Below are 17398 nucleotides of genomic sequence, written 5' to 3'. Positions count from 1 at the left end.
GGCAATCAGGCCTTGTCGACGCCTTTCTTGATTGCATCCTTGGCCTTGCCACGGGCCTGCTCGCCGCGCCCCTTGATTTCCTGACCCTTGCCTTCGGCGCGCAGCTTATCGTTATCGGTCGCCTTGCCGACGCCCTGTTTGACGTTCCCTACCGCTTCATTGACCATGCCTTTGACTTTATCGCTGGTACTGCTCATGAAGACTCTCCCGGGCCTCTGGGCCCCGTTGCTGAAGGATGTCGTGATAACCCCGACATTTCGATGGACCGAGGGCCTCGCGCAGGAGTTTCAATTATTTTCCCCAGTGGTTTTTCCGTTCGTCGCCGCGTCCTGAACGGGGTTTGTGCGACAATGCGCAGCCCAGCACGTGCACGGACCCATTCATGAAACTCGACAAGAAGCAGGCCATCGACCGCCGTAACCAGCAACTCGGCGGCACGGCATTGACCGCCGACAACAGCCACTTCGCGATCCTGGACCGCAAGCGCAATATCTGGTGGTTCGACCTGCCGGTGAGCCAGCTCAAAAGCACCGAGTGGCTGAACCTGCTGCTGTACACCGCTGAGCCGGAGCAACTGCAGCACCTCAAGGTGCCGACCAACTTCCTGCGCGCGCACATCAGCGAGATGGAAGTGCGCAACGCCGGCAAGCGCAAGGCGAGCATCAGCCTGGAGCTATCCGCCGACCGCGACTCGTTACTCCAGGACCTGCGCCCCAAGGGCAGCCAGCTGGGCTTTGCGGTGTTTCTCCAGGCCTGATGCAGGCTGCGAGCGTGGCCGGCAGCGCCAAGCCCACGCTCCTCACAGCCCCCTCGACAACCGTTCAGGCCCCACGACTGGCAATCAGCGGACCTTTTACCGAGACCGGACAGTCACTGCTGTAACTGTCATGGAGTCTCGGGAATGAACACCGGTATGGAACCGACCCTCAGGGCAGACGTATGGAGCGACTACGTCTGCCCTTTCTGCTATCTGCAACTGCCCCTGCTCGAAGAACTGCAGAACCGCTACGGCGCGTCCATCGACTGGCACTGGCACGCTTTCGAACTGCGCCCCGAGCCACTGAGCCTGCCCGACCCGAACGCCGATTACCTGCGCATGACTTGGAGCCGCGCGGTGCTGCCCATGGCCGACCGGCGCCGTTTGCCAATGCGCATGCCGACCATCCAGCCGCGCAGCCGCCTGGCCCAGGAAGCGGCGCACTTTGCCCATGGCCACGGCCATTTCAGCGAGCTGCACCGCGCCTTGTTCCGCGCGTTCTTCGAAGAGGGTCAGGACATCGGCCAGAGCGCCGTGCTGGTCGCCACCGCCGAAGCGGTGGGCCTGCCGCGCGGCGCACTGGAGCAAAGCCTGCGCGAAGGCGATCAGCGGCCGGAGGTGATGCGCGATGAGGCGATGGCCAACGACCTGGGCTTGCGCGCCGTACCGGTGATGCTGTTGCGCCGGGTCGACCAGCCGCTCTGTGAGGCACGAGTGCTCAGTGGCACCCAGCCCCTGCAACGCCTGACCGAAGCGATCGATGCCTTACTGGCCTGAGGCCAGTTCGATGCGATCGGCATGGATGACGATTGCGCCCTGCTTGTACAGGCCGCCGATGGCCTTCTTGAAATTGCCCTTGCTGACCCCGAACAGGTCGCTGATGACCTGCGGCTCGCTCTTGTCACTCACCGCCAGTACGCCACCGTTGTCACGCAGACGGGCGAGAATCTGCCCGGCCAGACCTTCGGCCGCTTCAGCGCCCACCGGTTGCAGGCTGAGGCTGATCTTGCCGTCAGCGCGAACTTCCTTGATGTAGCCCTTCTCGCGCATGCCGGGGCGCAGGAACTTGAACACTTCGTTCTTGTGGATCAGGCCCCAGTGGCTGTTCTCGATGATCGCCTTGAAGCCCATGTCGGTGCGCTCGACCACCAGCAGGTCGACGGCCTGCCCCGCACTGTAGCGCGCCGGGGTCTTGTCCAGATAACGGTCCAGCCGCGAGGTCGCGGTGATGCGCCGGGTGTGCTTGTCCAGATAAGCATGCACCACGCAGTAGTCACCGGCCTGCATCTGGCGCTTTTCTTCCGAGAACGGTAGCAGCAGGTCCTTGGGCAGGCCCCAGTCGAGGAACACGCCGATATTGTTGACCTGCACCGCCTTGAGACTGGCGAAACCGCCAACCTGGATCTTCGGCTTGAGGGTGGTAGCGATCAGCTTGTCGTCGCTGTCGAGGTAGATGAACACGTTCAGCCAGTCATCCACTTCGGTGGGAACGTCTTTGGGGATATAGCGGTTGGGCAAAAGAATCTCACCGTCCGCACCACCGTCCAGGTACAACCCGAAACTGGTGTGCTTGACGATCTGCAAGCTGTTGAAGCGCCCGATTAAAGCCATGTGCCGATCACTCTGAATTGCGTGGCGCGCATTCTAACCGGTGCAGGCCCACTGCGTCGCCACAGGCCGGTGCCGGTCGGCCATTTGCCTGCGGATCGACGAACGGTCATACGTTGCGGATTTTCATCGGTATCCTTGCGAAGGCTCTGGCACGCGCCTTGCGTGACCTCAAGCAGCTGTTTAGCACCCCAAACCCTGATTCCCACACTCCTCGCCCACTACCTGGAGTGCGCCATGCCCATGTTCCGTTTTCTGGTGCCGTTGCTCGGTGCCGCCCTGATCAGCCAATCGGTTTGCGCTCAAGTCATGGAGCGAAGCCTGGGCGACTTTGCCCTGAAGCTCGGCACCACGCCGACGCGCAGCATGGCCCAGGGGTTGGTAACGCCCTCCAATGGTGCAGGCTCCTTTCACGGTGGCCTCGACCTGACCCACGAGAGCGGTGTGTATTTCGGCCAGTGGTCGCCCAACCTCGGCCTGGCTCCGGACACCACCGCCGAGCTGGACTCCTACCTGGGCTTCAAGAAGCCGTTCGACCAGACCCTCGGCTATGAAGTCGGCGTGATCCGCTACAGCTATCCGGACACCGCGCAGGTCGCCAGCAACGAACTGTATGCCGGGTTGCGCATCCTCGACAGCCGCCTGGGTGCGGCCTTCAGCAACGATACCGGCACCACCAACAGCACCCTGTTCGTCGACCTGGGCAGCATCGAGCAACTGGGCATGAACGTGCGCATGCAATACGCCACGCACCGTTTCGATACCCTGCAGAGCGCCGACGACGGCAGCATGATCGGCGGTTTCAACGACTGGTCGCTGAAACTCTCCAGGCCCTGGCTGGGCATCGACATGAACCTCATCTACAGCGATTCCAGCCTGTCGGGCGACAGCTGCAACCTGTACAGCGGGCATAATCCCCGCTGCGAACAGACCCTGACCATCAAGGCAGTGCGAGCGCTCTTCTGACGCCCTACAAGCACAAGCCCTACACTCACACCTGCGCTGTACGACTGCATTGAACTGCTCCGTCCGAGTAGCCTCTACTGCTTTGCCTGCGCAAGGAGTGCTTATGGGTTACCTGCCGAAAGTCTTCATTTCGTTGTTGATGGTTGTCGGTCTGTTGAGCGGTTGTACCCAGATGAGCCTGGCGTACCGCAACCTGGACGTGATCATCCCCTGGTCGCTGAGCGACTACCTCAAGGTCAAGGGCGAGCAGAAAAGCTGGCTCGACGAACGCCTCAAACAGCATTTGCAATGGCATTGCAGCACCGAGCTGCCGGGTTACCTGACCTGGCTCGACGGCCTGGAGCAGATGGTGCGCGACGACCAGGTCACCGCTGCCGGACTGCAGGCCCGCACCCGCGAGGCGGAACAGGCCATTGCTCGCATTGCCCGGCAGGTCACCCCTTCGGCGGTGGAGTTGCTCGGGCGCCTCGACGACCGCCAGGTGCAGGAGATGCAGGAAGCCTTCGAACGGGATCAGCGCAAGCGGCAGAAGGAATACCTGGACCAGCCCCTGGACGAGCAGATCGCCGAACGCGCCGAGCGGATGCAGAAACGCCTGTCGCCCTGGCTGGGATCGCTCAGTGCTGCGCAGAAAGCCCGCGTGCAACAGTGGTCGGCTTCGCTGGGTGAGCAGAACCAGGCCTGGCTGGCGAACCGCGCCAACTGGCAAAGCCGCTTCCTCGACGCGGTGCGCCATCGCGACCAGCCAGACTTCGCACCGCGTATCAGTGCACTGCTGCAGGACCGCCAGACCTTCTGGACAGCGGATTACCGGGAAGCCTATGCGCGTACCGAGCAGGCGGCGATCAGCCTGTTCGTGGACATCTACGCCATGAGCACCCCGGCGCAACGCCAGCGCCTGCTCAAGCGTATTGCCGACATGCGCAGTGACTTCGCCGACCTGAATTGCCTGAAGACCGCCGCCAATTGAGTCGCGTCATCCGTTGAAACGCGTGTTCCTTCGCAGGCCGGTTATAGCGAGCGAGCTTGTTCGCGAAAAGGCTCTGCGCGGTGTGCAGGCCCTTCGCGAGCAAGCTCGCTCCCTCAACTCAAATGAGGCGTTTGCGGCGAAGCGATCGGTCTACCAGACCGGCCCGGCCACCTGGGGTTTGGCGGCGATGCTGTCGAAGGTCGCCGGATCCAGGCCATCGGCCTGTTCGTCCAGCACCTGACGTGGGTGGGTATTTCCGGGGATGCTGCTGTCGATCATCGCCAGCAGGCTGGAGCCGCGGGGGGTGAGGATGAAATTGGTGCCGGTGCCGCCTTCTTCACGCGGCCGTGGCTCGATATAGCCACGTTCCACCAGCAAGGCCTCAAGGTCCGACGCCTGTTTCTTCAGGTGGTCAACATCGCCTTCGGATTCGCCCTGCGCGGCCATGGCCTGGGCATGGTCTTCGGCATACTGACGCGGCGCGAAGGATTGCCCTGCGCCGTTCTGCACTTCATGAAGCAGACGTTCGATAAGGTCCCAATCGTAAGCCATGGTGCTGCACCTCCGTCCAACATGGATGAAAAGCCCGTGACATCCGGCCACGGGCGGCTTCATCGGTTGTGACCGAGGGGCTGGCCCGGCGTTCAGCAAATGCGCCGGGCGGTGCAGCGAGGCTTACTCCGCAGCAGGCGCCTTGCGCTTTTTCAGCGGCGCCAGGCCGTCCTGGCTGACCAGTTCGGATTTTGGCTTGCTGGCCGGCTTGCGCTTGGCCGGGGCTTTTTTCTTGTCGCCTTTGGCCTCGGTCTTTTTCTTCTTGGTGCCAGCTGCCTTGCCGGATGCCTTGACCTTCTTCGGCCCGCTGTAGGTGCCCTTCAGCTCCTTGATGACGCGGCGCTCGAAGCTCTGCTTCAGGTAGCGCTCGATGCTCGACATCAGGTTCCAGTCGTTATGGGTGATCAGCGAAATGGCCAGGCCTTCACCGCCCGCACGGCCGGTACGGCCCACGCGGTGAACATAGTCGTCGCCGCTGCGCGGCATGTCGAAGTTGATCACCAGGTCCAGGCCCTCGATGTCCAGGCCACGGGCCGCGACGTCGGTGGCCACCAGCACCTTGGAGCCGCCCTGCTTGAAGCGGTCGATGGCAGCCTTGCGGTCCTTCTGGTCCTTGTCGCCGTGCAATACGAAGGCCTTGATGTCCTGCGCCACCAGGCGCCCGTAGAGACGGTCGGCCCAAGCCTTGGTATTGGTGAAAATGATCGCCTTCTGGAAGGTCTCGTTAGTCACCAGCCAATGAATGAGCGCTTCCTTGTGCTGGTCGTGGTCGGCGGTGATGACCTGCTGGCGAATGCCCTCGGCCAATTCGCTGACCTGGTTGAGCAGCAGGTGCTTGGGCTCGCGCAGGACCTTCTGGGTCATCTCGCGCAGCGCATTGCCACCGGTGGTGGCCGAGAACAGCAGGGTCTGCTGGCGGTTCGGGCATTCATCGGTGAGGCGCTCGACGTCTTCGGCAAAGCCCATGTCGAGCATGCGGTCGGCCTCGTCGAAGACCAGCACTTCGACCTTGTCCAGTTCCAGGTGACCGGCATTGAGGTGTTCGAGCATGCGCCCGGGGGTGCCGATGAGGATGTCCGGCACCTTGCGCAGCATGGCAGCCTGGACCTTGAAGTCTTCGCCGCCGGTGATCAGCCCGGCCTTGAGGAAGGTGAACTGCGCGAAGCGCTCGACTTCCTTGAGGGTCTGCTGGGCCAGCTCGCGGGTCGGAAGCAGGATCAGCGCGCGAATGTCGACGCGGCGCTGGGCCGGGCCGATCAGGCGGTTGAGAATCGGCAATACGAATGCAGCGGTCTTGCCGCTGCCAGTCTGCGCCGTCACACGCAGGTCGTGCCCTTGCAATGCCAGGGGGATGGCCGCAGCCTGCACAGGCGTGGGCTCGGCAAACTTCAGCTCTTCCACGGCTTTGAGCAGGCGTTCGTGCAGGGGCAATTCGGAAAACACGGGTACTACCTCGAAGAAATACAAAGATACAGCCGCATAGCGTAACGGTTTCCCGCGCCGAGTCCGAGTTTCTTTACCACGCCCGGTGTTTTTTCTGTCGGGATGCCACCAACCGCTGGACGACAGGAGCGGCTTCAGCCGCGAAGCGTTTCGCGGCCAAAGCCCCTGCAGCAGGCCGAAAGCGGCCAAACCGCACGGCACAGGCCGTACCTGCATCGAACTTGTACGTGGCCGGCCGGTTCATAACAGGCAAGCCCTGCAGGATAGTTACCCCATGGATCTCGTCGTCGCGCGCCCCGAAGGCCTGTATTGCCCACCCGGTGATTTCTACATCGACCCCTGGCGCCCGGTGCAACGCGCAGTGATCACCCACGGCCACGGCGACCATGCCCGTACCGGCAGCAGCCATTACCTGGCGGCCGCGAGTGGCGAGGGCATATTGCGCTGGCGCCTGGGCCAGGACATCAATCTGCAGACGCTGCAATACGGCGAAGCGCTCAACCACCACGGCGTGACCCTCAGCCTGCATCCGGCCGGGCATGTGCTGGGCTCGGCGCAGGTGCGCCTGGAGTACCGTGGCGAAGTGTGGGTGGCTTCCGGTGACTACAAGGTCGAACCCGACGGCACCTGTGCGGCCTTCGAACCGGTGCGCTGCCATACCTTCATCACCGAATCGACCTTCGGCCTGCCGATCTATCGCTGGGCGCCCCAGGCGCAGATCTTTGCCGGAATCAACGACTGGTGGCGCGCCAACGCGGCCCAGGGCAAGGCCAGCGTGCTGTTCGCCTATGCCTTCGGCAAGGCCCAGCGCATCCTGCACGGCATCGATTCGAGCATCGGCCCGATCCTCGCCCACGGCTCGGTCGAACCGCTCAATCGCGTCTACCGCGCCGGCGGCAATCATATTCCGCCCACCCAGTACGCCGGTGATTTCAAGAAAACCGACCCGGCCTTGCGTCAGGCACTGATCATTGCCCCGCCCTCGGCTGGCGGCAGTACCTGGATGAAGCGTTTCGGCGACTACAGCGACGCCTTCGCCAGTGGCTGGATGATGCTGCGCGGCCCCCGTCGCCGACGCGGAGTGGACCGTGGCTTCGTACTCTCCGACCACGCCGACTGGCCGGGCCTGCTGTGGGCCATCGAACAGACCGGTGCCGAACGAGTGATGGTCACCCACGGCTCGGTGCCGATCCTGGTGCGCTACCTGCGTGAGCAGGGCCTGGATGCCCAGGGCTTCGACACCGAGTACGGCGAGGAAGACGACGCCCCCGCACAAGCCGAGGAGAGCACGGCATGAAGGCCTTCGCCGAACTCTATGCGCGCCTGGACGCCACCACCTCCAGCAACGCCAAACTCGCCGCGCTGCACGACTATTTTGCCCAGGCCCCTGCCGAAGACGCCGCCTGGGCCGTGTACTTTCTCGCCGGAGGGCGGCCCCGGCAACTGGTGCCGACCCGTGTGCTGCGCGAACAGGCCACCGAGCTGAGCGGCCTGCCAACCTGGCTGTTCGAGGAAAGCTACCAGGCGGTAGGCGATCTGGCCGAGACGCTGTCGCTGTTGTTGCCCCATGCCGAACAGGGTGACGACGCCGGCCTGGCGATCTGGCTGGAACAACGCCTGCTGCCGTTGCGCGGCCTGCCAGCAGAGGAACTGGCGCAGCGCCTGCCAGCGCTGTGGGCGCAGCTGGATCGCAGCAGCCTGATGGTGTGCATCAAGCTGATTACCGGCAGCTTCCGGGTCGGCGTCTCCAAGCTGCTGGTCACCCGCGCCCTGGCGTACCTCGCCGGGCTGGACAGCAAGCGGGTTGCACAACGGCTGGTCGGCTACACGGACCTTTCGCACCGCCCTGGTGCAGCATCCTTCCACCGCCTGATCGCGCCGGAGTCGACCGATGAACATGCCCAGCGCGGTGGTCAGCCCTACCCGTTCTTTCTCGCCCATGCGCTGCAGCAGCCGGTGGAGCAGTTCGACACCCTGCTGGGGTCGGTGCAGGACTGGCTGGTGGAGTGGAAGTGGGATGGCATCCGCGCGCAGGTGGTCAAGCGCGACGGCAGGCTATGGATCTGGTCACGCGGCGAAGAGCTGGTCACCGAGCGCTTTCCGGAGCTGCACAGCCTGGCCCAGGTGTTACCGGATGGCACCGTGATCGACGGTGAGATCGTGGTGTGGAAGGCGCCCGCAGCGCCCCCTGCCGAACAGTCGGCGTTCAGCCTCGATCCGCTGCCCGAGGCCGAGCCTTGGGTGCAACCCTTCGCCCTGCTGCAACAACGCATCGGGCGCAAGACCCTGGGCAAGAAGATCCTCGCCGACGCCCCGGTCGTACTGCTGGGCTACGACCTGCTGGAGTGGCAGGGTCACGACTGGCGCAGCCACCCGCAGCACGCGCGCCGCGCCCAGCTGGACCGGTTGATCGCCGACAGCCGCAGCGCGGTCTTGCTGGCTTCCCCGGTATTGCACGGCCAGAACTGGCATGACCTCGCCCGGCTGCGCGAAGACGCTCGGCGCCTGGGCGTCGAGGGCATGATGCTCAAGGCCCGCGAGGCGCTTTATGGCGTCGGACGCACCAAGGACATGGGCGTGTGGTGGAAGTGGAAACTCGACCCGTTCAGCGTCGATGCCGTGCTGATCTACGCCCAGCGTGGCCATGGCCGCCGTGCCAGCCTGTACAGCGACTACACCTTCGCCGTCTGGGACGGCCCGCCCGAGGCCCGCGAGCGCACGCTGGTGCCGTTCGCCAAGGCCTATTCGGGGCTGACCGACGAAGAAATGCGCAAGGTCGATGCAATCATCCGCAAGACCACGGTGGAAAAGTTCGGCCCGGTGCGCAGCGTCACCCCGACCCTGGTGTTCGAGCTGGGCTTCGAAGGCATCGCCTTGTCAAAACGCCACAAGAGCGGCATCGCCGTGCGCTTTCCCAGAATGCTGCGCTGGCGCCATGACAAGCCGGTCGAAGAAGCCGACAGCCTGGCCACCCTTCAAGACCTGCTGGCCTGACGCACCAAATCGAGTCACCCTGAAATTCAGCCGCCTCATTGCAGGGCATCGATCCGCTACCTGCCCGTTCGATTCAGCCTCCAAGGGTCGATACGCATCCGAGCGAGAGAGTTGAAAATGCGACAACCGCTTACATTTCAAACGCATGTTCGTCCCAATGGTTCAGAAATTGCTTTCTCATGGCCGTCTGGCATCCGCCGGTAGCAGTCCCTCGGGGGCTGCCGCACTTCTTTCGCTTATAGGACCGAACAATGAAGAAAGCATGGTTGACCCTGTCCGCACTGGCTCTGTGCGTCGCTGCCGGTAGCGCGATGGCCAAGGAATACAAGGAACTGCGCTTTGGCGTCGATCCGTCCTACGCTCCATTCGAATCCAAGGCCGCCGACGGCAGCCTGCAAGGCTTCGACATCGACCTGGGCAACGCGATCTGCAAGGAACTGAAGGTCACCTGCAAGTGGGTAGAAAGCGATTTCGACGGCATGATTCCAGGCCTGAAAGCCCGTAAGTTCGATGGCGTGATCTCGTCGATGACCGTGACCCCGGCCCGTGAGAAGGTCATCGACTTCTCCGATGAGCTGTTCTCCGGCCCAACCTCGCTGGTATTCAAGAAGGGCTCCGGCCTGTCTACCGATCTCGCCAGCCTGAAAGGCAAGACCGTGGGCTACGAGCAGGGCACCATCCAGGAAGCCTATGCCAAGGCCGTGCTGGACAAGGCCGGCGTGACCACCAAAGCCTACGCCAACCAGGACCAGGTGTACGCCGACCTGGTGTCGGGCCGCCTCGACGCGTCGATCCAGGACATGCTGCAGGCCGAACTGGGCTTCCTCAAGTCGCCTCAGGGCGCTGACTACGTGGTCAGCGAGCCGGTCAACAGCGAACTGCTGCCGTCCAAGACCGCCATCGGTATCGCCAAAGGTAACACTGAGCTGAAGGCTCTTCTCAATAAAGGTATCAAAGCGTTACACGATGACGGCACCTACGCCGCCATCCAGAAAAAACACTTCGGTGACCTGAACCTGTACAGCGGCAAATAAAAAAAGCCCCCGGCGCCCAGCGATTTCGGCGATCATCCCCCGCCGTTTTCCTGGGCGTTTTCGGGTTCTTCCAAGAGAGACCCACAAGGTCATGGCTGGATTGAAACGGGCTTTTGCACAGTTTGCTGCCACGTCTGCCTTGCCCCAGCCTCTTCCTGGAAGTGCCCTTCGTTGCTGAAGGCTTCATTCATGCTCGACACACTGCTAAACCATCTGGGACTTTCGGCTTTCAGCCTCAGGGGCTTCGGCCCGCTGCTGCTCGAAGGCACATGGATGACCGTCAAACTGTCCGTCTTCTCGCTGGCTCTGAGCATCCTGCTCGGCCTGATCGGCGCCAGTGCCAAGCTGTCCGGCTCGCCGCTGCTGCGTGTTCCGGCACAGGTCTACACCACCCTGATTCGCGGCGTGCCCGACCTGGTGCTGATGCTGCTGATCTTCTACAGCCTGCAGACCGGGCTGACCCTGCTCACCGACGCTATGGAATGGGAATACATCGAGATCGACCCGTTCAGCGCCGGGGTCATCACCCTGGGCTTCATCTATGGCGCCTATTTCACTGAGACCTTCCGTGGCGCGATCCTCTCGGTGCCGCGCGGGCAGGTCGAGGCCGCCATCGCCTACGGTCTCAAGCGTGGCCAGCGGTTCCGCTACGTGGTGTTTCCGCAAATGATGCGCTTCGCTCTGCCGGGCATCGGCAACAACTGGCAGGTGCTGCTCAAGGCCACCGCGCTGGTGTCGATCATCGGCCTGGCCGACCTGGTCAAGGCGTCCCAGGACGCTGGCAAGAGCACCTACCAGCTGTTCTATTTCCTGGTCCTGGCGGCCTTCATCTACCTGATGATCACCAGCGCCTCCAACGTCGCCCTGCGCTGGGCTGAGCGACGCTATGCCGTGGGTACGCGGGAGGCCAAGCGATGATCGAACTGCTCAAGGAATACTGGCAGCCGTTCCTGTACAGCGACGGCGTGCACATCACCGGCCTGGCCATGACCATGTGGCTGCTCAGCGCCTCCATCGCCATGGGCTTCTGCCTGTCGATCCCGCTGTCCATCGCACGGGTCTCGGAGCGCCGCTGGCTGCGCTGGCCGGTGCAGTTCTACACCTATGTGTTCCGTGGCACGCCGCTGTATATCCAGCTGCTGATCTGCTACACCGGCATCTACAGCATCGCCGCCGTGCGCGAGCAACCGTTGCTCGATGCGTTTTTCCGCGATGCGATGAACTGCACCATCCTGGCCTTCACCCTCAACACCTGTGCCTACACCACCGAGATCTTCGCCGGTGCGATCCGCAGCATGGCCCACGGAGAAGTCGAAGCGGCCAAGGCCTACGGGCTGTCGGGCTGGAAGCTGTATGCCCACGTGATCATGCCGTCGGTGCTGCGCCGCTCGCTGCCGTACTACAGCAACGAAGTGATCCTGATGCTGCACTCCACCACCGTGGCCTTCACCGCCACCGTGCCGGACATTCTCAAGGTGGCGCGCGACGCCAACTCGGCAACCTTCATGACCTTCCAGTCGTTCGGCATCGCCGCGCTGCTGTACCTGAGCGTCACCTTCATACTGGTCGGGCTGTTTCGCCTGGCCGAACGCCGCTGGCTGGCCTTTCTCGGCCCCGCTCACTAGGACAGCCCCATGCGCCAACAGACCCATGCCCTGGTGTCGCCGGTCCCCGGCACCGCCAGGCAGATCCACAGCTTCCACTACGGGCCGCAGGACCTGGCCCGCAAGGTCTACATCCAGGCCTCGCTGCACGCCGACGAACTGCCAGGCATGCTGGTGGCCTGGTACCTCAAGCAGCGCTTCGACGAACTGGAGCGGGCCGGCAAACTCAAGGCCGAAATAGTCGTGGTACCCGTGGCCAACCCCATCGGCCTTGAACAGGTGCTGATGGACACGCCCCTGGGCCGCTACGAGCTGGAAAGCGGGCAGAACTTCAACCGCCACTTCGTCGACCTGGCTCGCCAGGTGGGTGATGAGCTGCACGACCAACTGAGCGACGACCCGGCGCACAACGCTGCGCTGATCCGCAGCAGCCTGCGTCGGGCCCTGGAGCGCCAGGTCGCCATGACCCAGCTGCAGTCCCAGCGCCTGGTGCTGCAGCGCCTGGCCTGCGACGCCGAGATGGTGCTCGACCTGCACTGTGACTTCGAGTCGGTGGAACACCTGTACACCACGCCCGAGGCCTGGCCGCAAGTCGAGCCGCTGGCGCGCTACATCGGCGCCCAGGCCAGCATGCTGGCCACCGATTCGGGCGGACAGTCGTTCGACGAATGCTTCACCCTGGTCTGGTGGCAACTGCGCGAGCGCTTCGGCGAGCGTGTGCCGATGGGCAGCTTCTCGGTGACCCTGGAGCTGCGCGGCCAGGGCGACGTCAGCCACGCCGTGGCCAGCCGTGATGCCCAGGCGATCATCCACTACCTGATCGAGCGCGGCCTGGTCGACGGCGAGCCCGTCGCCCAGCCCGAACTGCTCTACCCGGCCACACCGCTGGCGGCGGTGGAACCGGTGGCCACGCCGGTCGGCGGGTTGCTGGTGTTCTGCGCGCTGCCCGGCGAGTACGTCGAGGCCGGGCAACTGATCGCCGATATCATCGACCCCATCAGCGATGCCGTGACCCAGGTCCACGCACCGCAGGCCGGCCTGCTCTACGCCCGCTCGCTGCGGCGCATGGCGACGGCCGGCATGGTCATCGCCCACGTCGCCGGCACCCAGGCCTGGCGCAGCGGCTACCTTCTTTCGCCATGAGAACCGACATGTACAAACTGACCATCGACGGCCTGCACAAGAGCTACGGCGACAACGAAGTGCTCAAGGGCGTCTCGCTCAAGGCCCAGAGTGGCGATGTGATCTGCCTGATCGGCGCCAGCGGCTCGGGCAAGAGCACCTTCCTGCGCTGCATCAACTTCCTCGAACAGCCCAACGACGGCGCCATGAGCCTCGACGGCCAGCCGGTGCGCATGGTTCAGGACAAGGACGGCATGCGCGTCGCCGACCCCGAGGAGCTGCAACGCCTGCGTACCCGCCTGGCCATGGTGTTCCAGCATTTCAACCTGTGGGCGCACATGACCGTGCTGGAGAACATCACCATGGCGCCGCGCCGCGTGCTGGGCGTGCCCAAGGCCGAAGCCGAGGCGCGGGCGCGCAAGTACCTGGAGAAGGTCGGCCTGCCAGAGCGGGTCGCCGAGCAGTACCCGGCCTTCCTTTCCGGCGGCCAGCAGCAACGCGTGGCAATCGCCCGCGCGCTGGCCATGGAGCCGGACATCATGCTGTTCGACGAACCGACCTCGGCGCTGGACCCGGAGCTGGTCGGCGAAGTGCTCAAGGTCATCCAGAGCCTGGCCGAGGAAGGTCGCACGATGATCCTGGTCACCCATGAAATGGGCTTTGCGCGCAAGGTCGCCACCCAGGTGGTGTTCCTGCACAAGGGCCAGATCGAAGAATCCGGCCATCCCGACCAGGTGCTCAACAACCCGCAGAGCGAACGCCTGCAGCAGTTCCTCAGCGGCAACCTCAAGTAGCGTTCATTCGCAAGGCGTGAAACCGCGGGCAGCCCATTGCACCAATGGGCCACCACCGCGGTCTGTTGTCTGAGCCCTTGAAGGAACAGACCGCGGCCCATGAGCAAATCGCCCGACATCGCAAGAGCCTGGTTCGAGTCCTTGGGCTGGAGCCCATTCCCCTTCCAGAAGCAGGTCTGGGCTGCGGTCGAACGCGGCGAATCCGGCCTGCTGCATGCCAGCACCGGCTCGGGCAAGACCTACGCCGTGTGGCTGGCGGCGCTACAACGCTTCGCCGCACGCCCCGCCGTCCCCGCCAAGGGCAAGGACAAGAATGCGCCGTTGACGGTAGCGTGGATCACCCCGATGCGCGCGCTGGCCGCCGATACCCAGCGCTCGCTGCTGGCGCCGTTGCAGGCCCTGGACATTCCCTGGTCGGTGGGCCTGCGCACCGGTGACATCTCCAGCAGCGAACGGGCTCGCCAGGGAAGGCGCCTGCCCAGCGCGCTGGTAACCACCCCGGAAAGCCTGACCCTGCTGCTGGCCCGCGCCGATGCCCAGGCCGCCCTGGGTAACCTGCAGATGGTCGTGGTCGACGAATGGCACGAGTTGCTTGGCAACAAACGCGGCGTGCAGTTGCAACTGGCGCTGGCGCGGCTGCGCCGCTGGAACCCCAGGCTGATCGTGTGGGGTATTTCCGCGACCCTGGGCAACCAGGAACACGCCCGCCAGGTGCTGCTGGGCGATACCGGAGTCAGCGTGCAGGGCAAGGTGGTCAAGGACCTGCTGGTCGACACCCTGCTGCCGCCGGCCATCGAACGCTTTCCCTGGGCCGGGCACATGGGCCTGTCGATGCTCAAGCAAGTGGTCGCCGAGGTCGAAGCCAGCAGCAGTTGCCTACTGTTCACCAATACCCGCTCGCAATCGGAGCTGTGGTACCAGGCGCTGCTGCAGGCGCGCCCGGACTGGGCCGGGTTGATCGCCCTGCACCATGGCTCGCTGGCCCGCGAGGTGCGCGACTGGGTGGAGCGCGCGCTGAAAGACGGCCAGCTCAAGGCTGTGGTGTGTACCTCGAGCCTGGATCTGGGCGTGGATTTCCTGCCGGTCGAACGCGTGCTGCAGATCGGCTCGGCCAAGGGTATCGCGCGCCTGATGCAACGCGCCGGGCGTTCCGGCCATGCACCGGGGCGCCGCTCGCGGGTGACCCTGGTACCGACCCACAGCCTGGAGCTGGTGGAAGCTGCTGCTGCCGAAGCCGCCGTGGCGGCGCGCATGATCGAACCGCGCCTATCGCCGCATCAGCCCCTGGATGTGCTGGTGCAGCATCTGGTGAGCATGGCCTTGGGTGGCGGCTTTCGCCCCGACGAACTGTACGAAGAGGTCAAGGGCGCGTGGGCCTATCGCGACCTCGACCCAGCCCATTGGCAATGGGCACTGGCCTTCGTACGCAACGGCGGTCACTCACTGACCGCCTACCCCGACTACCGCCGCGTGGAACCCGACCAGCACGGGATATGGCGCGTACCCGACGCACGCCTGGCGCGGCGGCACCGCATGAGCATCGGCACCATCGTCAGCGACGCCAGCATCCAGGTGAAGTACTGGAAAAAAGGCGCCAGTTCACTGGGCAGCGTCGAGGAAGGCTTCATCGCCCGCCTGCGCCCCGGCGACAACTTCCTGTTCGGGGGGCGGCTGCTGGAGCTGGTACGGGTCGAAGACATGACCGCCTACGTCAAACGTGCCACGGGCCGCAAGGCCGCCGTACCGCGCTGGAATGGCGGGCGCATGCCGCTGTCCAGCGAATTGGCCGAAGCCGTGGTGGCGCAGTTCGATGCCGCTGCCCATGGCCATTTCGACAGCCCACCCCTGCAGGCGGTACGACCGCTGCTGGACGTGCAGCGGCAATGGTCAGCGTTACCGCAAAGCGACCGCTTGCTGGCCGAAACCCTGAAGTCCCGCGAGGGCTGGCACCTGTTCCTCTACCCCTTCGCCGGTCGCCATGTGCACCTGGGGCTGGCCAGCCTGCTGGCCTGGCGCCTTGGCCAGCGCCAGCCGCTGAGCTTTTCCATGGCGGTCAATGACTATGGCCTGGAGCTGCTCAGCGCCAGCGAAGTGGACTGGGCCGCGTTACTCGACAGCGGCGAGCTGTTCAGCGAAGAGCACCTGGCCGAGCACATCCTCGCCAGCCTGAATGCCAGCGAGCTGGCGCAGCGGCGCTTTCGCGAGATCGCCCGCATCGGCGGGCTGGTGTTTTCCGGCTACCCCGGCGCGGCGAAAAGCACCCGCCAGCTGCAGGCCTCCAGCGGGCTGTTCTTCGAGGTCTTCAAGCAATACGATGCCGACAACGGCCTGCTGCTGCAGGCCCATGAGGAGGTGCTGAGCCTGGAACTGGACTACCAGCGCCTGCAGACCACCCTGCAAAGGATGGCCCGCCAGCCTCTGGACCTGCACCCGCTCAAACGCGCCACGCCGCTGGCTTTTCCGTTGATGGTCGAACGCCTGCGCGAGAGCCTGAGCAGCGAGAAACTCGCCGACCGCATCGCGCGCATGGTCCGCGACCTGGAAAAAGCCGCCGGCCCGGAAACCACCGCATGAACGAACACCTGCCCGTCCAGTTGGCCGGCGAAACCCTCTGGCTGCTGGCCGACAAGGCGCTGTACCACCCGCAGCGACGCAGCCTGCTGATCGCCGACGCGCATTTCGGCAAGGCAGCGGCCTACCGCCGCCTGGGCCAGCCGGTGCCGCATGGCACCACACAGGCCAACCTGCAACGTATCGACCGGCTGCTGGAGCGCTACCCGAGTGAGCAGTTGATCTTCCTCGGCGACTTTCTGCATGCGCCACAATCCCACGCCCCTGCCACGTTGCAGGCCCTGGCCGCCTGGCGAGAGCGGCATGCGGCGCTTGGGCTGTGCCTGATTCGCGGCAACCATGACAGCCGCGCCGGCGACCCGCCCGGCTACCTGGGCATCGAAGTGGTGGATGCGCCGCTGCTGATGGGACCGTTCGCGTTGCAGCACGAACCCGACGCCCATGCCACCCATCACGTGCTGGCCGGGCACGTACACCCGGTCTTTCACCTGCAAGGCCGCGGGCGCCAGCGTCTGCGCCTGCCGTGCTTCGTGCTGGGGGAGCGCGTCAGCCTGCTGCCGGCCTTCGGCGAGTTCACCGGTGGCTACGCCGTGCAGGCACAAGAACGCCATCGCCTGTTTGTAACAGGCGATGGCGGCGTATGGGAATTGGGCTAGGCGTCAGGCCACCGGGGTAGGTGGTGGCTCGTCCGGCAGCGTCGGCTCGCCGGGCTCGGCGGGCTGCGGCGGCTGAGGGGTGTCAGGCGCTGGTTGACCGGGAATGCCGCCCCCTACCATGTTCAGTTGGTTGTCCGCCAACAACGACCAGGCCAACAGGCCGATCTCGTTGAGGGAACCCGGGTTGGGCGAAGCTGGCTTCGAATCGATCTTCATGAGTCACTCCTGAGCGTCTGGTCACCCACTCGCTCGTGGGGGGAAGAACAGTTCGCTCAGTAGAGTGCCAAAACGGGCATTAATTCCATGAAGAAGCGATGAAATCGGATC

18 protein-coding genes are annotated in these 17398 nt (G+C 64.4%); 13 read left to right on the top strand and 5 right to left on the bottom strand.

The window, feature by feature from the left end:
- Positions 1-5 precede the first annotated feature (5 nt).
- Entirely contained in the window at positions 6-197 is a 192-nt protein-coding gene (locus tag RRX38_RS22215) for a CsbD family protein (RefSeq protein ID WP_315960684.1), read from the bottom strand.
- Between the two features lie 185 nt (positions 198-382).
- On the opposite strand from RRX38_RS22215, the gene RRX38_RS22210 reads away from it, so the two are divergent.
- A complete protein-coding gene (locus tag RRX38_RS22210) occupies positions 383-757 on the top strand; it encodes a hypothetical protein (RefSeq protein WP_295470925.1) in 375 nt (124 codons plus the stop codon).
- A gap of 144 nt (positions 758-901) precedes the next feature.
- The gene (locus RRX38_RS22205) at positions 902-1534 is read left to right on the top strand and encodes a DsbA family protein (RefSeq protein WP_315960683.1); all 633 of its coding nucleotides are present in this window, start codon (positions 902-904) and stop codon (positions 1532-1534) included.
- Here the strand turns inward: RRX38_RS22205 and RRX38_RS22200 are convergent.
- Positions 1523-2368 carry a S1 RNA-binding domain-containing protein gene (locus RRX38_RS22200; RefSeq protein WP_295470928.1) on the bottom strand — a complete coding sequence of 282 codons (846 nt, stop codon included), beginning with the start codon at positions 2366-2368 and terminating at the stop codon, positions 1523-1525. The two genes, RRX38_RS22205 and RRX38_RS22200, sit on opposite strands and share 12 nt — an antisense overlap.
- 240 nt (positions 2369-2608) lie before the next feature.
- Here RRX38_RS22200 and RRX38_RS22195 point away from each other — a divergent pair, with 240 nt between their 5' ends.
- Both RRX38_RS22195 and RRX38_RS22190 read left to right on the top strand, forming a co-directional pair.
- Complete coding sequence (locus RRX38_RS22195) at positions 2609-3331, top strand: TorF family putative porin (protein ID WP_315962723.1); 723 nt, start codon at positions 2609-2611, stop codon at positions 3329-3331.
- A 103-nt stretch (positions 3332-3434) separates the two neighbouring features.
- Positions 3435-4301: a DUF6279 family lipoprotein gene (locus RRX38_RS22190; RefSeq protein ID WP_315960682.1), complete on the top strand. Its 867-nt coding sequence runs from the start codon at positions 3435-3437 to the stop codon at positions 4299-4301.
- Between the two features lie 150 nt (positions 4302-4451).
- On the opposite strand, the gene RRX38_RS22185 is transcribed toward RRX38_RS22190, so the two are convergent.
- Both RRX38_RS22185 and RRX38_RS22180 read right to left on the bottom strand, forming a co-directional pair.
- Positions 4452-4853, bottom strand: coding sequence for a transcriptional regulator (locus RRX38_RS22185; protein ID WP_315960681.1), 402 nt, complete (start codon positions 4851-4853; stop codon positions 4452-4454).
- A gap of 123 nt (positions 4854-4976) precedes the next feature.
- On the bottom strand, positions 4977-6296 hold the full coding sequence (locus tag RRX38_RS22180; protein WP_315960680.1) for a DEAD/DEAH box helicase: 1320 nt from the start codon (positions 6294-6296) through the stop codon (positions 4977-4979).
- Between the two features lie 274 nt (positions 6297-6570).
- Here RRX38_RS22180 and RRX38_RS22175 point away from each other — a divergent pair, with 274 nt between their 5' ends.
- The 9 genes from RRX38_RS22175 to pdeM all read left to right on the top strand — a co-directional run bounded on the left by RRX38_RS22175 (position 6571) and on the right by pdeM (position 17071).
- Positions 6571-7593, top strand: a complete 1023-nt coding sequence (locus RRX38_RS22175; protein ID WP_315960679.1) for a ligase-associated DNA damage response exonuclease — start codon at positions 6571-6573, stop codon at positions 7591-7593.
- Positions 7590-9290: an ATP-dependent DNA ligase gene (locus RRX38_RS22170; RefSeq protein ID WP_315960678.1), complete on the top strand. Its 1701-nt coding sequence runs from the start codon at positions 7590-7592 to the stop codon at positions 9288-9290. Before RRX38_RS22175 ends, RRX38_RS22170 begins: the two co-directional genes overlap by 4 nt.
- Positions 9291-9541: 251 nt before the next feature.
- Positions 9542-10324, top strand: a complete 783-nt coding sequence (locus RRX38_RS22165; RefSeq protein ID WP_295470938.1) for a transporter substrate-binding domain-containing protein — start codon at positions 9542-9544, stop codon at positions 10322-10324.
- A gap of 189 nt (positions 10325-10513) precedes the next feature.
- A complete protein-coding gene (locus RRX38_RS22160) occupies positions 10514-11242 on the top strand; it encodes an ABC transporter permease (protein WP_295470940.1) in 729 nt (242 codons plus the stop codon).
- Positions 11239-11949 carry an ABC transporter permease gene (locus RRX38_RS22155; protein ID WP_315960677.1) on the top strand — a complete coding sequence of 237 codons (711 nt, stop codon included), beginning with the start codon at positions 11239-11241 and terminating at the stop codon, positions 11947-11949. The genes RRX38_RS22160 and RRX38_RS22155 overlap by 4 nt, the downstream gene beginning before the upstream one ends.
- Positions 11950-11958: 9 nt before the next feature.
- The gene (locus RRX38_RS22150) at positions 11959-13071 is read left to right on the top strand and encodes a M14 family metallopeptidase (RefSeq protein ID WP_315960676.1); all 1113 of its coding nucleotides are present in this window, start codon (positions 11959-11961) and stop codon (positions 13069-13071) included.
- An 8-nt stretch (positions 13072-13079) separates the two neighbouring features.
- Positions 13080-13844 (top strand): ABC transporter ATP-binding protein, encoded by a 765-nt coding sequence (locus RRX38_RS22145; protein WP_295470944.1) that lies wholly within the window; start codon positions 13080-13082, stop codon positions 13842-13844.
- Between the two features lie 99 nt (positions 13845-13943).
- A complete protein-coding gene (locus tag RRX38_RS22140) occupies positions 13944-16418 on the top strand; it encodes a ligase-associated DNA damage response DEXH box helicase (RefSeq protein ID WP_315960674.1) in 2475 nt (824 codons plus the stop codon).
- Positions 16415-17071 (top strand): ligase-associated DNA damage response endonuclease PdeM, encoded by a 657-nt coding sequence (gene pdeM, locus RRX38_RS22135; protein WP_315960673.1) that lies wholly within the window; start codon positions 16415-16417, stop codon positions 17069-17071. The genes RRX38_RS22140 and pdeM overlap by 4 nt, the downstream gene beginning before the upstream one ends.
- 3 nt (positions 17072-17074) lie before the next feature.
- Here pdeM and RRX38_RS22130 read toward each other — a convergent pair whose 3' ends face one another.
- Positions 17075-17287: a hypothetical protein gene (locus RRX38_RS22130; protein WP_295470948.1), complete on the bottom strand. Its 213-nt coding sequence runs from the start codon at positions 17285-17287 to the stop codon at positions 17075-17077.
- Positions 17288-17398 lie beyond the last annotated feature (111 nt).

The sequence above is a fragment of the Pseudomonas sp. DTU_2021_1001937_2_SI_NGA_ILE_001 genome, from assembly GCF_032463525.1.
Taxonomy (GTDB): domain Bacteria; phylum Pseudomonadota; class Gammaproteobacteria; order Pseudomonadales; family Pseudomonadaceae; genus Aquipseudomonas.
The sequence above is the reverse complement of the archived record's forward strand: the minus strand, read 5'-3'. Positions and strand labels throughout refer to the sequence as shown.

Excerpts from the sequence above, each read along its gene's own strand:
- RRX38_RS22150 (WP_315960676.1), top strand. The coding sequence starts at position 11,959 with ATGCGCCAACAGACCCATGCCCTGGTGTCGCCGGTCCCCGGCACCGCC.
- RRX38_RS22195 (WP_315962723.1), top strand. The coding sequence starts at position 2,609 with ATGTTCCGTTTTCTGGTGCCGTTGCTCGGTGCCGCCCTGATCAGCCAA.
- RRX38_RS22200 (WP_295470928.1), bottom strand. The coding sequence starts at position 2,368 with ATGGCTTTAATCGGGCGCTTCAACAGCTTGCAGATCGTCAAGCACACC.
- RRX38_RS22175 (WP_315960679.1), top strand. The coding sequence starts at position 6,571 with ATGGATCTCGTCGTCGCGCGCCCCGAAGGCCTGTATTGCCCACCCGGT.
- RRX38_RS22155 (WP_315960677.1), top strand. The coding sequence starts at position 11,239 with ATGATCGAACTGCTCAAGGAATACTGGCAGCCGTTCCTGTACAGCGAC.
- RRX38_RS22190 (WP_315960682.1), top strand. The coding sequence starts at position 3,435 with ATGGGTTACCTGCCGAAAGTCTTCATTTCGTTGTTGATGGTTGTCGGT.
- RRX38_RS22215 (WP_315960684.1), bottom strand. The coding sequence starts at position 197 with ATGAGCAGTACCAGCGATAAAGTCAAAGGCATGGTCAATGAAGCGGTA.
- RRX38_RS22205 (WP_315960683.1), top strand. The coding sequence starts at position 902 with ATGAACACCGGTATGGAACCGACCCTCAGGGCAGACGTATGGAGCGAC.
- RRX38_RS22145 (WP_295470944.1), top strand. The coding sequence starts at position 13,080 with ATGTACAAACTGACCATCGACGGCCTGCACAAGAGCTACGGCGACAAC.
- RRX38_RS22140 (WP_315960674.1), top strand. The coding sequence starts at position 13,944 with ATGAGCAAATCGCCCGACATCGCAAGAGCCTGGTTCGAGTCCTTGGGC.
- RRX38_RS22165 (WP_295470938.1), top strand. The coding sequence starts at position 9,542 with ATGAAGAAAGCATGGTTGACCCTGTCCGCACTGGCTCTGTGCGTCGCT.
- RRX38_RS22160 (WP_295470940.1), top strand. The coding sequence starts at position 10,514 with ATGCTCGACACACTGCTAAACCATCTGGGACTTTCGGCTTTCAGCCTC.
- pdeM (WP_315960673.1), top strand. The coding sequence starts at position 16,415 with ATGAACGAACACCTGCCCGTCCAGTTGGCCGGCGAAACCCTCTGGCTG.
- RRX38_RS22170 (WP_315960678.1), top strand. The coding sequence starts at position 7,590 with ATGAAGGCCTTCGCCGAACTCTATGCGCGCCTGGACGCCACCACCTCC.
- RRX38_RS22185 (WP_315960681.1), bottom strand. The coding sequence starts at position 4,853 with ATGGCTTACGATTGGGACCTTATCGAACGTCTGCTTCATGAAGTGCAG.
- RRX38_RS22130 (WP_295470948.1), bottom strand. The coding sequence starts at position 17,287 with ATGAAGATCGATTCGAAGCCAGCTTCGCCCAACCCGGGTTCCCTCAAC.
- RRX38_RS22210 (WP_295470925.1), top strand. The coding sequence starts at position 383 with ATGAAACTCGACAAGAAGCAGGCCATCGACCGCCGTAACCAGCAACTC.